We start from the raw sequence: 15973 nt of genomic DNA on the forward strand, positions 1-15973 counted from the left end.
CCCGGCGGCGATGCGCCGGGGAACGTTGTTCAGACTGTTTCCGCGAGTCGCGGGCGATCGGTCAAGGCAGGAAGGCGCCGCCGTTGATATGCAGCGTCTGGCCGGTGGTGAAACGCGCCTGCATGCTGGCGAGATAGGCAACGGCTGCCGCCACCTCTTCCGGCGTGCCGCGCCGTCCGACCAGCGTGCGCGTCGTCTTGTGATGGGTCGGATCGCCCGCCTTGGTGTGCTCGCGATTGGTCTCGATCATCCCCGGCGAGACAAGGTTGACGGTGATGCCGTCAGGGCTGAGTTCCTGGGCCAACGCCTTTGTCATGCCATCGAGACCGGCCTTCGCCGAGACCACATGCACACGGTTGACCGCACCGGTATAGGCCGTCAGCCCGCCGATATTGATGATCGCGCCGCTGCCGCCCGCCCGCAGATGCGGGATTGCCGCGCGGCTCATCAGGAAGGCGCCGTCGAGCGTGACGCTGATCACGTCCCGCCAATCCTTGTAGGAGAGCTCCTCGACCGGCGCTTCGCGGCGGATCGCGGCATTGTTGACCAGAATGTCGAGACGGCCGAGCGCCGAAGCGGCTTCGGAGACCAGCCTTGCGGCATCCGCCTCGCTCGCGACATCGCCGATCAGCACCTTGGCCTTGACGCCGAAAGCCTCGACCTCGCGGGCGACTGCTTCCGCGGCATCCTTGTCGGAGCGGGCGATAATGGCGATAGATGCGCCGGCTTCGGCGAGCGCCAGTGCGATGGCGCGGCCGATGTTGCGGGATGCGCCCGTGACCAGTGCGGCGCGGCCCTTGAGGCCGAGATCAGTCATGATGCCCTCCGTTCACAGCCGCGCTGCCGACAGGTCGACGGCGCCGCCGTCGGCGATCCGGCCGAGTGCCGAACGAAGTGCATCGATCCGCTCGCTGGTCAAGCCGCCGAAGGCGAGGTTTGCCTCGAACTTTGCTTGCAGCTCGGCATCCGGCAACGGCTCATGCGCGCCGCCGCGCATATGCGGCTGGCGGAACTCGCGGATGCTGCCGTCCTTCAGGACGGCCTTGACGTGGCCGGTATAGCCGCGCGGATAGGGATCGTTGGGGTCGATCTCGTAGGAAACCTTGGCGGCAAGCGCGCGCAGGGCGGGATCCTTTACCCGTTCGTCGGTGAACTGGCCGAGCCCGGCCTGGCCATCGGTAAAGCCGACCGCAATGCAATAGGGCGTCGAGAACTTGCCGGCATAGCCGTTCGGCGGCTGATGTTTCTTGGCAAGCGGCTCCCAGAGGCGATGGACGGTGCCTTCGCCGACATTGCAGGTGATCGAGACGATATCGTCGGCGGCAATGCCTGATTTGGCGAGCTTGATGGCGCAGTCGATGAAGGGCTGGGTCATCGTTCCGCAGGCATAAGGCTTGAAGGCCAGCGTCTCCAGCACCCAGCTCTCGCCGAGACCATCGATCAGTGGCGCGAAATCGGGCGTCTTCGACGGGGCGAATGCCTTGTACATGCCGTTGGTGCCGTCGAAGACTGTGAGCGGTCCGGTAAAGCCGCCTTCGGCGAGCAACGCGGCGCGCAGACCCGCTTGGGCGGCAGCACCCGCATGGAGGCGCTTGGTCGAACTGCCATCGGCGAGATATTCGATGATCCCGGATGCGAGGCTGCCGGAGATACCGAGCGCCCGGGCGATGGTTTCCGCATCCTGTCCAAGCGCTGCGCCGACCGCTGCGGCTGCTGCCGGGGCGCCGAAGATCGCGGTTGGGTGGAAGCTTGCCTTGTGGGTCGCCTGCGGCGCCACGAGGCTCATGCGGCACATCAGTTCGGTGCCGACGGCAATGCCGCGCATCACCGCTTCGCCGTCGAGCTTGCGCTGTTCTGCGATTGCCAGCACGGCAGAGACGATGACCGCACCCGCATGGATCGGCCCGCCTTCGAACGTGTCGTCATAGTCTTCGCCATGGGCGGCGGTGCCGTTGACCAGGGCCGCATCGTAGAGGCCGAGCTTTCGGGCGTGACCGAAGGCGGTGCAATCGCCTTCATCCGCAGCGCTGCCGAGGGCCGCCTTGACGTAATCGGTATCACGGGCGGCGACTGCTAGCGCGACGATATCGAAGATCAGCTGGCGGCAGGTGGCGCGCGCTGCTGCCGGGGGCACCGCACTCGCGGCAAATGCCGCGAGCGTGGTTGCGACCGGTGCCGGTTTCGAGACGGCAACATTCATGAATGAGCTTCCTTCAGCTTGGCCTTGCGCGCGTCGCGAACTTCGCGGGCGAGGGAGAAGACGATAAAGATGAGGGCGAGCGTCAGCAGGCCCAGCGCGATCGGATCCTGCAGGAAGATCATCAGGTCGCCGCCGGACAGAACCAGCGAGCGCCGGTAGCTGGATTCGACCATGTGGCCGAGGACGACGCCGAGGATCATCGGCAGAACCGGGAAGCGCGTCAGGCGCATCAGGTAGCCCACCAGACCGAGCCCGAGGGCGATGCCGAGGTCGAAGAGGCTGTTGTTCAGCGTGTAGATGCCGGACAGGATCAGCGCGAAGATGAAGCCGGAGCGGTACTGCCGCGGACGGTTCACCAGCCAGATGCAGGCGGGCAGGATGATGATACCGATGCCGATCTGGGCGATGATGGCGATGAACGAGCCGACATAGATGCTGTCGATGACCTGGGCGCTCTGTTCGAACAGGCGCGGTCCCGGGATCAGGCCGTGCATCAGCAGGCCGCCGAGCAGAACCGCCGTGGAGTTCGAGCTCGGAATACCGAAGCTGAGCAGCGGGATCATCGCCGTGCTTGCCACGGTGTTGTTGGCGGCCTCAGGGGCGGCCACGCCTTCTTCGGAGCCCTTGCCGAAGAGCTGCGGGGTCTTCGACCAGCGGCGGGCTTCGTTATAAGACATGAAGGCCGCGATCGAGCCGCCGCCGCCGGGCGTCAGGCCCTCGAACAGGCCGAGGATGCAGCCGATGAACTGCGAACGCTTCAGCTTGTTCATCATCGACAGGCTCGGCAGCTTGATGCGGATGCTGGCATTGAGCCGGCTCATGCCTGCCGAACCCGACTGGCTCATCAGCTCGGTCAGCGCGAAGAGGCCGACCATGACGAGAACCGGCTCGATACCGCCGAGAAGATCCGGGATATCGAAGGTGAAGCGGGTGACGCCGGAGATCGGGTCGGTGCCGACGGTCGAGAGCATCAGGCCGATCGTTGCGGCCGCCAGTCCCTTGATCAGCGAGCCGCCGCTCATCGAGGCGATGACGCTGAGGCCGAGGATGCCGAGGCCGAAATAGGATGCGGGCGTGAAGGCGAGTGCCAGCCAGGAAAGCGGCTCGGTCAGAAGAACCAGCATTGCAAGGCCGAACAGCGAGCCGACGACGCCGGACATCAGCGAGATGCCGAGCGCTTCACCGGCGCGGCCCTGGCGGTTCATCTCGTAGCCGTCGATAACGGTCGCGGCGGACGAATTGGTGCCGGGCGTGCGGATCAGGATCGCCGGGATCGAGCCGCCGTATTCGGCGCCGATATAGACGCAGGCCAGCAGCGCGATCGCCTGTGCCGGGTCCATCGTGTAGGTGAACGGCAGAACGAGCGCCATGGTGATCGAGGCGGAAATGCCGGGAAGCGCGCCGCCGAGAATGCCCCAGGTGAGGCCGGCGATGGCGACGAAGAAGATCGGCGTTTCAGTCAAGAGATGGATGATGTCCCAGAAGGTCGCCATCAGAAAAGTCCTTGGAAGAGCGAGCCCATCGGCTGGTTGACGCCGAGCAGCTTCACGAAGATGGCCCAATAGAGAATGCCGCCGCCGATCGCGGCCGCCGGGATGACCCAGGTGCGCGGCGATCCCTCGTAAAGGGCGATGCCGGCGATCAGCAGCGCTGTCGCAATCGGATAGCCGACGAAGGGCAGGAGGGCGACGTAAGCGGCGCCGAAGAGCAGGAAACCGATGGCGCGCGGAAGCTTGGCGTTTTCATCCGCCTCTTCGTCGTCGGCATTGCCCGGTGCAGCCGCGGCCGTTGCCGGCTTCATGCGAGCCGAAAGCAGCGTGCGGACGATCAGGCAGACGGCGAGAATGGCGAGGATGGCAGCCAGAACCTTCGGCAGGCCGCCGGCACCGATCTCGTCGGAGAGCGTGCTGTCGGCGATCTGCGTGGTCCAGGTGTAATAGGTGCCGGCGACGGCCAGAAGCACGACGCCGCTGAGAAGATCTTTGTTCATGAGATTATCCTCATGGAGAAGCAGGGGGCTCCGGAACCGCGGGCCGCGCGGTTCCGGCATGTCGCGGCCGGTTACTTGATCGCGCCGGTCGATTTCAGGAAGTCTTCGGTGGTGGTTGCGAAGGTGTTGACGAAATCGGGATATTCCTTGTGGCCGATCGGCTTGGCGACGAGCACTTCTTCGGAATAGGCCTTCTTGTAATCCGGGTCTTCGAGCAGCTTCTTGACGGCTTCGTCCCAGATCGCAGCAGTCTCATCCGGAATGCCCTTCGGGCCCGCGAGGCCGCGGAACTTCACGAGCGAGACGTCGTAGCCGAGTTCCTTGACGGTCGGGACGTCAGGCTTGTCGGCGATGCGTTCCGGATTGAAGGTGGCGAGAAGGACGATCTTGCCGGCGTCGAGCTGCGAGCGCAGTTCCTGGATCTCGCCGATGCCGATGTCGAGCGTGCCGTTCAGCACGTTGAGCATCATGTCGCCGCCGCCTTCATGGGTGACGATCGCGGGCGTGACGCCTGCGGCGCGCTTCAGCTGTTCGGCGGCCTGGCGTTCCAGCGAGGCCGGGTTTGCCGCGCCCCAGCGGCCACGCTCCTTCTTGGCGTGATCGATAACGTCCTTCAGCGACTTGTAGGGGCCGTCGGCGCGGGTGAAGATCACTTCGCTGTCGAGGAAGAAGTTCACGAGCGGCTGCATGTCCTTGTAGGTCGACTGCGGCTTGCTCATCAGCGAGGTGTAGATATAGGTCGGCGTCGTCGCGTAGAAGACGCTGCCGTCGGCAGGGGCTGCGGCGACACGCGCCATGGCCTTCGCACCGCTGCCGCCCTGGACGTTTTCGACGACGAAGGTGGCATTGATGTACTTGCCGAGATATTTCGACATCTCGCGAAGGAAGACGTCGCTGCCGCCGCCCGGGCTCGAATGCGTCACCAGGGTGACGACCTTGACCGGATAGGCCGCGGGCTCTGCGAGAGCCGGCGTTGCGGACAGCAGTGCCAGAGCGGCAAGCCCGGAAACTGCTGTTCCAATCATCTTGATCATGCTCATTTCTCTCTCCCACTAGTTCACCGCCTCTCCCAGGGCGGTGTTGCCTCAAAAAATCAGATCATTCCGCAGCAAGGCCCCGGCGGCTGCGCCGTCACCGCTGATCAGCGCCATCAGGCGCTTGATGTCGGCGCCCTTGTCGATGCCTCGGACCAGGCGGAGCAGTTCGGCCCGGTCGCTATCGCTGATGACGCCCTCGGCGCACATCAGGAACTTGGCGTCCAGATCGGTATCGTTGATCGGGTTGGACGGGCCGCCGCGATAGCGTTCGTCTGCCCACTGCACGAGGGTGCGGCCATCCTTGGTGACGACCTCGATGCGCGAGCGGATCTTGTCGTAGCCCTGCGCGTCGATCTCGAGATCGTTGATGACTTCGGTGCGCGCCTGCAGGTCCTGCATCGCCTCTCCGGCAACGAAGGCATCCTCGAACTCATGATGGCTGGCGCGGCGGCAAAGCGCGATCATGGCGAGCAGCGCCGGCATCGAGAACTTCGCCTGCAGATGGTTCCTGGCGATCGGATAGCGGATCGGCTCGATGATGTTCTTGCCGGCGAAGAAGCGGATGCGATCGATCTCTCCCGGCTTGAGATCGTGATCGAGTACCAGCTTCAGCATCGCGTCCATCGACTGATGGGTGAGGATGCCCGACGGATAGGGCTTGATGCTGACGCCGGGGCTGACGATCGTCAGCGGCGAGGCGAAGCCCTGCTTGGCCTTCTCCTCGTCGAAGCCTTCACCCATGACCGAGAAGAAGCCCCAGGTGCCATCGAGCGCTGCCGGATCGGCTTCGAAGCCGCGTGCAGCCAGAAGGGCGGCAGTGATGCCGTTTTCGCAGGCGCGGCCGACATGCAACGGCTTGGTCATCGTGCCGAAATTGACGCGGATGCCGGCGGCGAAGCTGGCGGCGAGGCCGAGCGTATGGGCAAGCTGCGCGCCCTTGAGGCCGAGCAGCTTGGCGGCAGCAGCAGCCGCACCGAAGGTGCCGACGGTGCCGCTCGTGTGGTGGCCGCGGCGGTAGTGGCGCGGCTTCATCCACTCGGAAATCTTGCACTCGACCTCGAAACCGACCTGGAAGGCCAGCATGATGTCACGGCCATCGACATTGCCAAGCTCGCTGGCAATGATCAGCGCAGCCGTCAGCGGCGGCACGGAAGGATGGGTGAGCAGGCCGTAAACATGGGCGGGATCATGCGAAACCTGCGTGTCGTCCCAGTCATGTGCATGACCCGACGTGCCCCAGACGCGGCCCGCGATCGCGGCCGGAACCTTCTTCGTGCCGGCGCCCGGCAGTGAAGCATCGCCGCGGCCGCCCTGGGCCAGCGCGTCCTCGATCAGGATACGGACGGAGGATTCCTGGCTGCCTGCGAGATAGAGGCCAACCGTATCGACCATGCAGCGGCGGGCGATGGCAAGGGCTTCCTCGGGCAGATCGGCATAGGTCGTCTGCTCGATGAAACGGATGGCCTGAGCCGTGATGTCGGATATGCTGCTCACCAGTGGTATCTCCCTATTTATTTATGTGTTGCGACCGTCGCCATCAGCCGGAGCCGGGCGGAGTCGACATGTCCAGTATGCGCTGCCAGCGCCCTTTGCGGGTCGCGGGCAATGATCGCGGCGGCCATCTCGTGGTGTTCGAGATGCGAGGCATGCAAGGAATCGCCGAGCATCAGGTTGCGGGCGCGGTAGAGCCGCAGCTGCTTGACGAGGCCGAGATATTGTTGGGCAAGCGTCGGGTTTCCGGCGTTGCGGACGATGAATTCGTGGAAGGCGAAATTGAGCTTCACATAGGCTTCGAAATCATCGGCCGCGACCGCCTTGTCCATGTCGGCGATGAAGGTCTTTACCCGGCCGATGCCTTCGTCGCTGATGCGCTCGGCTAGCAGCTTTCCGGCAAGGCCGAACAGTGCGGCACGGACTTCATAGACGTCGCAGGCCTGCTCGGCGCTGAGTTCGCGGACGAAGAAACCGCGGTTCGGCACCTGCTCGACGAGGCCGGAAGAATCCATCGAGCGCAGTGCCTCGCGGATCGGGCCGCGGCTGATGCCGAAGCGCAGCGCCAGCTCCTTCTCGTTGATCCGGTCGCCGGGGCCGAACTCGCCGCTCAGGATGACGCGCTCGATCTCCTGCTCCAGCACCATGGGCAGGGACTGCGACCGCAAGATCTCGACAGCGCTCAGAACCATTCAACTCTCCTCTTGAGGCAAGACTTCACATGCAGAATGTAAATTGTCAACAATTTAATGTCGATCAAATCGGCGGCCTGTGGATGGGTCGTGGTAGTGCAGCCAGGGAGGAGGTATGGAAATAAGGGTGCGGCAGAGCCGCGCTCGCCGCTATTCGGCGGCGTTGTCGTCGAGCTTCAGCGCGGAGCGGCCGCGGGTCAGGTTGGTGATCAGCAGAGCGGCGTCTTCGGCGTGCTTCTCGATGATGTCGAGCGTCAGCCAGCAGCCTTCGTGGTCGAACTGCTCGGCCATGACGCGGGCCATGCCTGCCGATGTCAGCTTGGCGCGGACGATCTCCAGATCCTGAAAGCTCAGGTGAACGGTCCCGCCGATGGAGGCGACGGTTTCCTCAAGCTCGGCCTCGCGCAGGCAGGCGGCCGCCGTGCCGCCATAGGCGCGAACCAGGCCGCCCGCGCCGAGCAGCACGCCACCGAACCAGCGGGTGACGATGACGAGTGTCTTGTCGAGCTGGCGACCTTCCATGGCCTGGAAGATCGGCTTTCCGGCGGTGCCCGAGGGCTCGCCGTCATCGCTGAAACGGTAGACGTTGCCGACACGCCAGGCGTAGCAATTGTGATTGGCGGAAGGGTCGGAGTGCTCCGCGAGTGCCGTCTTTACCGCGGCTTCGCTGTCGACAGGAATGGCGATCGCCAGAAACCGGCTCTTCTTGACCGTCTGCTCAAGGCTGATCTGGTTTTTCAGGACGAACATCTGCGGCGGCGGACCCGGCTGGTTGGCGTCATGCCTCATAGCGCAAAGCCGCGGCTGCCTCCAGCGCCTGTTGGCGAAGTGGCGCGGCTGTGCCAAAAGGATCGAAGTGCCGGATAGCTGAGGGGAATCAACGTGACGATCGGGCTTGCCCATGCCGAACTCATGGCTGTCGTGACGGCCGTGACCGGTGACGAGCCGCGCGTCATGACCGTCCGCTCCGGCGAAGCGCTGCCCTCCGGCCCTTCGAACTCGGGCATCGTACGCTGCAGAGCGGGCTGCGCGAATGGATCCAGGAGCAGACGGGCCATCCGATCGGCTATCTCGAGCAGCTCTATACATTCGCCGACCGCGACCGGAACAACGACATTCTTGGCGGCCGCACCATCTCGATCAGCTATCTCGGTCTGGTGCGCGAACAGGAGGCGCCGGGCGCCGGGCGGCCTGCCTGGCATGGATGGTATGAGTATCTGCCCTGGGAGGATCATCGTCAGGGTGCCCCCGAGGTGCTGGGCGAGGTCATCGATAAACTGCGGCTCTGGGCCGATGCCGATCCGGCGAGGCGCCATGAGCGCCACAGGCGTGCGGACTTCACCTTCGGTCTCGATGGTGGCGGCTGGAACGAGGATCTGACGCTGCAGCGCTATGAGATGCTCTACGAGGCAAGACTGGTGGCCGAGGCTGGTGGCGCTGACAATTTCGGTCGGCCGATGTTTGCCGATCACCGGCGCATCCTGGCAACCGGCGTTGCCCGCCTGCGGGCCAAGATCAAATATCGCCCTGTCGTTTTCGAGCTGATGCCGGAGAGCTTCACGCTGCTGCAGCTGCAGCGCGCCGTGGAGGCGCTGGCAGGGCTCGGCCTTCACAAGCAGAATTTCCGTCGCCTCATCGAGCAGCAGGAGCTGGTCGAGGAAACTGGAGGCGTGACCAGCGAGACCGGCGGGCGGCCCGCCAAGCTCTTCCGCTTCCGCGAAACCGTCGTGGAAGAGCGTGCCCTCTCTGGGTCGAAGCTGCCTCTCTCCCGCAATTGACATATGCTCAAGGTGAGAATATCTATTTGCTCCGTAAATGCTCAAATTGAGCATAAAGGAGATCGCCATGAACCGCCCCGTATCAGCTGCGTCCCTCTATGATCGCGTAAGCCGCGTCATCCCCAAGGCCGAATGGATGTCGTTCGAAGACGATGTCGAGGCGATCCTCGAACTGAAGCGCAAGCGCAACGCCGTCATCCTGGCGCATAATTACCAGACGCCGGAAATCTTCCACGGCGTCGCCGATATCGTCGGCGACAGCTTGGCGCTGGCGCGCAAGGCGATCGATGTCGATGCCGACGTGATCGTGCTCGCCGGGGTGCATTTCATGGCCGAGACGGCGAAGCTGCTCAATCCGGCAAAGACGGTGCTGATCCCCGATATGGGTGCCGGCTGTTCGCTGGCGGACTCGATCACGCCTGAGGATGTCGCGCTTCTGCGCCAGGCGCATCCGGGCGTCCCCGTCATTACCTATGTGAACACTTCGGCGGCGGTGAAGGCCGCTTCCGATATCTGCTGCACCTCGGGCAATGCCAAGCAGGTGGTGGAATCTCTTGGCGTGCCGAGGGTGCTGATGATCCCGGACGAGTATCTGGCCCGCAACGTTGCGCGCGAGACCAATGTCGAGATCATCGCCTGGCACGGCCATTGCGAGGTCCACGAGCTGTTTTCGGCGGATGACGTCAGGCAGCTGCGCGAAAATCACCCCGGCGTCACCGTTCTCGCCCATCCCGAATGCCCGCCGGATGTCGTCGCGGAAGCGGATTTCGCCGGGTCGACGGCCGTCATGTCGGACTATGTCGGCGCGAGGAAGCCGGCGCGGGTCGTGCTGCTCACCGAATGCTCGATGAGCGACAACGTCGCCGTCCATCACCCGGATGTCGAGTTCATCCGCCCCTGCAATCTCTGCCCGCATATGAAGCGGATCACGCTCTCCAACATCCGCACGGCGCTGGAAGAAAACCGCCACGAAGTCACCGTTGATGAGGGCGTGGCGGCTGCCGCCCGTCTCGCTGTCGAAAGGATGCTGGCGATATGACCGAGATCCTCACCCATCTGGCTGGACGCCCGGTCATCGTCGGCAGCGGGCTTGCAGGCCTGATCGCGGCGCTGACGCTGTCGCCCGCGCCCTCCGTCATCGTCACCCGCAGCGCGCTTGGCGCCGAGACCTCGAGCGCCTGGGCGCAGGGCGGCATTGCCGCGGCCCTCGGCGCCGATGATAGCGCCGGCCTGCATCTTGCCGATACGCTCGCCGCGGGCGACGGCCTCTGCGACGCCGGAGCGGCCGAGAATATCGTCGCGGATGCGGCCGGTACGATCGCAGCGCTGCAGCGTTTCGGCGTCCGGTTCGATCGCGACGGCGCGGGCGGCTTGGCGCTTGGCCTGGAAGCAGCGCATTCGCGCCGCCGTATCGTTCATGCGGAAGGCGATGGCTCCGGGGCGGTGATCATCCGGGCGCTTGCCGCTGCGGTGCTCGCCGATCCCGCGATCACGGTCATCGAGGGCGCCGAGGCCCGGCAGTTGATCATGGCGGATGGCGCGGTCCGCGGCCTGCTTTGCGCCGGTGCGGGCGGCGATTTCGTGCTGCCGACTTCGCGGGTGCTGCTGGCGACCGGGGGCATCGGCGGTCTCTATGAGGCGACGACCAATCCAGCGGGCAATTTCGGTCAGGGCATTGCGCTTGCGGCCCGCGCCGGCGCCGCGCTTGCCGACATGGAATTCGTGCAGTTTCACCCGACCGCGCTCGACAGCCGCCGCCGGCCGCTGGCGCTGGTCAGCGAAGCCGTGCGCGGCGAGGGCGCCGAGCTGATCAACGAACGGGGCGAGCGGTTCATGGCCGATGTCGCAGGCGCCGAGCTTGCGCCGCGCGATATCGTCGCTCGAGCCATCAGCGCCGAGATCGCCCGCGGCGGCCGCGTCTTCCTTGATGCCCGCCGCGCTCTCGGCACCGGCTTTGCTTCCCGCTTCCCGGTAATTGCCGAGCTCTGCCAGGAGGCGGGCGTCGATCCCGGCCTGCAGCCGATCCCCGTGCGCCCTGCCGTCCACTATCATATGGGCGGCGTTGCCTCCGATCTTGAGGGTCGCAGCAGCGTTCCGGGCCTGTGGGTCGCGGGCGAGGCGGCATCGACCGGCCTGCACGGCGCCAATCGCCTAGCAAGTAACTCGCTGCTCGAAGCCGCCGTCATGGGCATGCGGGCGGCCCGCAGCATCGCGGGATCCGATGCCGATGGCAGCCTCGCGGCGATCCCCGCCATGCCGGGACGGTCGAACACGGCGCTCGTCCGGCCTATCGTCTCGCGCCATCTCGGCGTGCTCCGCAATGCCGGAGCGATGCATGGCGCGATCGCCGCCCTTCTGCCTCTGGCGGAAGAGGAGGGGCCGGCTGCGGACCCGGCCGTCGTCGCGCTGGCGATTGCGGTCTTCGCAAGCCTGCGCAACGAGTCGCGCGGCGCTCATGCGCGGACCGATTTCCCGCTCAAACACCCGGTCGCCAGACGGCGGACGATGACGTTGGCGCAGGTGCTGGAAAGCTCCCACGCCGCCACATCCCAGGATTTTGCAAGGAGTGCCTGACATGCCCCCGTTTCCCTGCCGCGCGTCATCGTCGAGCCGATCGTGCGCAATGCGCTTGCCGAGGATCTCGGGCTTGCCGGAGACATCACCTCGGCCGCCGTCATCCCGGGCGATCATCGCTCGACCGTCGTCATGGCCGCGCGGCAGCCCGGTGTGATTGCCGGTCTCGATGCCGCCGAGCTTGCCTTCCAGCTCGTGGATCCCGCTATTACCATGACCCGGCATGTCAACGATGGCGCTGCCGTCGAGGCCGGGGAGGTGATCGCGACGATCAGCGGCCCATCACGGGGCCTGCTGACCGGCGAGCGCACCGCCCTCAACTTTCTCAGCCATCTCTCGGGCATTGCCACCGTTACCGCATCGATTGCGCGCGCGATTGCCGGAACCAGGGCGTCGGTCGCCTGCACACGCAAGACCACGCCGGGGCTTCGGGCACTGGAGAAATACGCCGTCCGCGCCGGCGGCGGCATGAACCATCGTTTCGCCCTGCACGACGCGATCCTGATCAAGGACAACCACATCGCCATTGCCGGCGGCACGCGCGAAGCGCTGCGCCGGGCCAAGGCGGCGGCGGGTCACATGGTCAAGATCGAGATCGAGGTCGATACGCTCGGCCAGCTGCGCGAAGTCATGGAGGAGGGCGTCGATGCCGTGCTCCTCGACAATATGGGGCCGGAACAGCTGCGCGAAGCTGTCGGTATCGTGGCCGGGCGGGCGATCACGGAAGCCTCCGGCCGCATCACGCCGGAGACGGCAGCCGCGATCGCTGCTTCAGGCGTCGATCTCATCTCCGTCGGCTGGATCACCCACAGCGCTCCGATCCTCGATATCGGCCTGGATTTCCGCTCGGAAGCCTAAGTCAAGACGGGCATTCGGCGCCGGTATCCACCCAGGCGGCGATCAGCGCCGCAAAGGCTTCCTGCGATCCCGGAGGGGCGGTACGACCGTCGCCGGGATGCCAGGCCCAGCCGACGAGATGATCCTCGCCCATGTGCCGGATCAGATCAGCATGCGAGCGGTTGCCGTTGCGGCTGGTGTCCTTCACCTGCTCGCAGATTTGACCGACCGTCAGGCCCTGCCAGGCCATGCTGGCGGGCGCCAGCTGCCAATGGGCATTGCCGGGGATCGATTTCAGCTTACTGCCGACGATCGGCCGGTTCTCCGCGCCATGGCAGGTGGCGCAGGCAAGCCCTGCGGGGCCATGCGAGGTCTTTGCTGCGATCATCAGCGGCACATGCGGATGCATGTCCTCGCCCTGCGTCGGGCTGCGGGTTGCCGGGTGGCAGTTGATGCAGCGCGGGTGGGTCATCACCCGGCTAGCCTCCTCGAAGATCGCCTTAGATCGCGCGGCCTTGTCGGGGATCGTTTCGAAATCGGCGACGGTCTTCAGCGCCCCGTTCGTTGCCGTCTCGGCATAGGTTTTAATGGCGCCGGTTCCGGCCAGCGTGGTGCCGAAGGCGATGAGGGCGGCGAATGACAAGGTGGTCAGCGGTCTCATCTCACACCCTCCTCAATCCGCCCTGGTCGATCGGCAGTGAGCGCAGCCGTTTCCCGGTCGCGGCAAAGATCGCGTTGAAGAGCGAAGGCGCGACCCCTGGCGTGCCGACCTCGCCGATGCCACCCGGCGTTTCCGAACTCGGGACGATATGCACTTCGATCTTCGGCGTCTCGTGGATGCGCAACACCGGAGAGTCGTCGAAATTGCCCTCGACGACGGCACCATTCAGAACCGTGATGCGGCCGTAGAGTGCCGCGCTCAGCCCATAGACGATGCCGCTCTGGATCTGCGCTTCGACGGTATCCGGATTGATCACCTGGCCGCAATCGACGGCGCAGATGATGCGCTCGGTCTTGAACGCGCCGTCGTCGTCGACGCTGACTTCCGAGATCATCGCCGAGAAGCTGCCGAAATCTTCCGAGAGCGCGATGCCGCGGCCTTTTCCCTTGGGTGGTGCGTTGGTCCAGCCCGCCTTTTCGGCCGCTAAATTGAGCGCTGCAAGCAGGCGCGGCTTATGCCCGAGCAGGCGCCGGCGGTATTCGAGCGGGTCGATCCCGGCAATATGGGCGAGTTCATCGATGCCGCCTTCGATCGGCGGGATGTTGCGCGTCGCGCCGACGCCGCGCCAATTGCCGGTCAGCATGCCGTCCGGCGCCTCGTGGCGCGCGAAGTCGGTATATTTGTTCGGAATGGCATAGGGCGTTTCCGCGCCGCCCATCTGGTCGAGGTCGATCCCGTCGCGGGTGAAGGCCGGAAGCCAGCGGGCCATGACGGAGGGGCCGATGACGCGATGGCGCCAGGAGACCGGCATGCCGTCCGGCCCGAGCGTTGCGGTGACCTTGCTGTAGTTCAGATACCGATAGCAATCGTGGCGGATATCTTCTTCCCGGCTCCAGGTGACTTTCACCGCGCCGTCGACCTGCTTGGCGATCTTGGCAGCAAGGATGACGCCATCGACATCCAGCCGGCGGCCGAAACCGCCGCCGAGCAGATGATTGTGAACGACGACCTTCTCCACCGGCAGGCCGGTGACCTCTGCAACCGCCTGTCGCGTACGCCCCATCACTTGCGTCCCGACCCAGACCTCGCAGCCATCCTTGCGGACATCGAGCGTGCAGTTCATTGGCTCCATCGCCGTATGCGTCAGGATCGGCAACCGGTAGATGAATTCGTGAACCGGGCCATGTTCGGCTTCCGCCTTGTCGACATCGCCTTCCTTGATATGGGCAAGCGCTTCGCCGGAGATCGCGGCATCCATCCGCTGTTCCAGATCGGCGAGGGACACGCTGGCGCTTGGCCCCGCATCCCACTCGATCGACAAGGCGGCAAGGCCCTTGCGCGCCGCGCCGGTATTGTCGGCGATCACCGCGACGGCCTCTTCGGTGCGCACCACCTGCTTGACGCCTTTGATGGCAAGTGCCGGCGCATCGTCTACGCTCTTGAGCTTGCCGTTGAAGTGCGGACAGATGGCGATTGCGGCATAGGAAACGCCATCCGGCCTGGCATCGATGCCGAATTTCGCGGTGCCGTTGACCTTCTCGGGGCTGTCGAGGCGGCGCACCGCCTTGCCGATGACGGCGAAGCTCGAGGCTGGTTTGAGCGGCACATCCTGCGGCACCGGTTGCGAGGCGGCATCGCCAATCAGGTCGCCATAGCTGGCGCTGCGGCCGGTCGCTGTGTGCAGGACTTGCCCATTTCTGGCTTCGCAGCTTTCCGGATCGACACCCCAGCCGCTGGCGGCGGCATTGACCAGCATGATGCGGGCCGTAGCACCCGCCTTGCGCATCTGATCGTAGACCGCGCGAACCGCCAGCGAGCCCCCGGTGATTTGGTCGCCGAGAAGCGGGTTCGCGTATTTCTCGGGGTCCGCCGGTGCATGCTCGAGAACGGTCTGGTCGAGGCTCACTTCGAGCTCTTCGGCGAGCAGCATGGCGACCGCCGTGTAGATGCCCTGGCCCATCTCGACCGAAGGCATGATCAGCGCGATCTTGCCTTCCGCGGGAATGCGGATGAAGGCGTTCGGCTGCAGCGGGAGCGGCGGCGCGTCGGCGGCGAGCGAAGGCCTGACGCCGATCAGCAGGCCCGATGCCGTCAGCGAAGCACCGATCAGAAAATGGCGGCGCGAGAGAGCGGGATTGATCTTGTCAAGGAGAGACATCGCATCACGCCTCCGCCGCCAGCTTGATCGCCGCGCGGATGCGCGGATAGGTGCCGCATCGACAGATATTGCCGGCCATGACGGCGTCTATATCGTCATCGGTCGGCTTCGGATTGGCGGCAAGCAGCGCCGTTGCCGACATGATCTGCCCGGACTGACAGTAGCCGCATTGCACGACATCGATATCGAGCCAGGCTTTCTGGATCCGGGCGCCAGCCTCGGTATTGCCGATCGCCTCGATCGTCGTCACCTGCTTGCTGGCAGCCTCCGCCACTGGCATGACGCAGGAGCGCATCGGCACGCCATCGACATGCACGGTGCAGGCGCCGCACATGGCGATGCCGCAGCCGAACTTCGTGCCGGTCAGGCCTATCGAGTCCCGCAGAACCCATAAAAGCGGAATGTCACCATCGACATCAACGGCATATGTCTTGCCGTTGACCATAAGATCGTAGGTCATGTGAGCTTCGGCTGAAAGCCGCCCCCAACGAACATTCAGTGGCGCGAAAGGTAGAGGAGGGGCGCTTGTACGGCAAGTAATCGAGATGGGCTAAT

General features: G+C 65.0%; 14 protein-coding genes and 1 pseudogene. 4 read left to right on the top strand and 11 right to left on the bottom strand.

The window, feature by feature from the left end; genetic code table 11:
• Positions 1-61: 61 nt before the first annotated feature.
• The 8 genes from F2982_RS26885 to F2982_RS26920 all read right to left on the bottom strand — a co-directional run bounded on the left by F2982_RS26885 (position 62) and on the right by F2982_RS26920 (position 8199).
• Positions 62-817, bottom strand: coding sequence for a 3-oxoacyl-ACP reductase family protein (locus F2982_RS26885; protein ID WP_203430528.1), 756 nt, complete (start codon positions 815-817; stop codon positions 62-64).
• 12 nt (positions 818-829) lie between these two features.
• Entirely contained in the window at positions 830-2200 is a 1371-nt protein-coding gene (locus F2982_RS26890; RefSeq protein WP_203430529.1) for an MmgE/PrpD family protein, read from the bottom strand.
• A complete protein-coding gene (locus F2982_RS26895; protein ID WP_203430530.1) occupies positions 2197-3693 on the bottom strand; it encodes a tripartite tricarboxylate transporter permease in 1497 nt (498 codons plus the stop codon). The genes F2982_RS26890 and F2982_RS26895 overlap by 4 nt, the downstream gene beginning before the upstream one ends.
• On the bottom strand, positions 3693-4190 hold the full coding sequence (locus F2982_RS26900; RefSeq protein WP_203430531.1) for a tripartite tricarboxylate transporter TctB family protein: 498 nt from the start codon (positions 4188-4190) through the stop codon (positions 3693-3695). Before F2982_RS26900 ends, F2982_RS26895 begins: the two co-directional genes overlap by 1 nt.
• Before the next feature lie 71 nt (positions 4191-4261).
• Positions 4262-5230, bottom strand: coding sequence for a tripartite tricarboxylate transporter substrate binding protein (locus F2982_RS26905; RefSeq protein WP_199628318.1), 969 nt, complete (start codon positions 5228-5230; stop codon positions 4262-4264).
• Between the two features lie 45 nt (positions 5231-5275).
• On the bottom strand, positions 5276-6721 hold the full coding sequence (locus F2982_RS26910) for an MmgE/PrpD family protein (RefSeq protein ID WP_203430532.1): 1446 nt from the start codon (positions 6719-6721) through the stop codon (positions 5276-5278).
• A gap of 17 nt (positions 6722-6738) precedes the next feature.
• On the bottom strand, positions 6739-7410 hold the full coding sequence (locus F2982_RS26915; protein WP_203430533.1) for an FCD domain-containing protein: 672 nt from the start codon (positions 7408-7410) through the stop codon (positions 6739-6741).
• A gap of 150 nt (positions 7411-7560) precedes the next feature.
• Complete coding sequence (locus F2982_RS26920) at positions 7561-8199, bottom strand: YigZ family protein (RefSeq protein WP_246777614.1); 639 nt, start codon at positions 8197-8199, stop codon at positions 7561-7563.
• A gap of 93 nt (positions 8200-8292) precedes the next feature.
• Between F2982_RS26920 and F2982_RS26925 the strand changes: the two are divergent.
• From F2982_RS26925 to nadC, 4 genes and pseudogenes are all read left to right on the top strand, one after another.
• Positions 8293-9188 (top strand): annotated as a pseudogene (locus tag F2982_RS26925) (hypothetical protein).
• 67 nt (positions 9189-9255) lie between these two features.
• On the top strand, positions 9256-10227 hold the full coding sequence (gene nadA, locus F2982_RS26930) for a quinolinate synthase NadA (RefSeq protein ID WP_203430534.1): 972 nt from the start codon (positions 9256-9258) through the stop codon (positions 10225-10227).
• On the top strand, positions 10224-11762 hold the full coding sequence (locus F2982_RS26935; protein WP_203430535.1) for an L-aspartate oxidase: 1539 nt from the start codon (positions 10224-10226) through the stop codon (positions 11760-11762). The genes nadA and F2982_RS26935 overlap by 4 nt, the downstream gene beginning before the upstream one ends.
• Positions 11763-11804: 42 nt before the next feature.
• Complete coding sequence (nadC, locus tag F2982_RS26940; RefSeq protein ID WP_246777615.1) at positions 11805-12620, top strand: carboxylating nicotinate-nucleotide diphosphorylase; 816 nt, start codon at positions 11805-11807, stop codon at positions 12618-12620.
• 1 nt (position 12621) lies between these two features.
• Here the strand turns inward: nadC and F2982_RS26945 are convergent, their stop codons facing one another.
• Genes F2982_RS26945 through F2982_RS26955 form a run of 3 tightly spaced genes read right to left on the bottom strand, consistent with a single transcriptional unit; the run spans position 12622 to position 15878 of the window.
• Entirely contained in the window at positions 12622-13260 is a 639-nt protein-coding gene (locus F2982_RS26945; protein ID WP_203430536.1) for an Isoquinoline 1-oxidoreductase subunit, read from the bottom strand.
• A gap of 1 nt (position 13261) precedes the next feature.
• Entirely contained in the window at positions 13262-15418 is a 2157-nt protein-coding gene (locus tag F2982_RS26950; RefSeq protein WP_203430537.1) for a molybdopterin cofactor-binding domain-containing protein, read from the bottom strand.
• Positions 15419-15422: 4 nt separating this feature from the next.
• Complete coding sequence (locus F2982_RS26955; RefSeq protein WP_203430538.1) at positions 15423-15878, bottom strand: (2Fe-2S)-binding protein; 456 nt, start codon at positions 15876-15878, stop codon at positions 15423-15425.
• Between the last annotated feature and the right edge of the window lie 95 nt (positions 15879-15973).

It is taken from the genome of Rhizobium sp. BG4, from assembly GCF_016864575.1.
GTDB lineage: Bacteria > Pseudomonadota > Alphaproteobacteria > Rhizobiales > Rhizobiaceae > Rhizobium.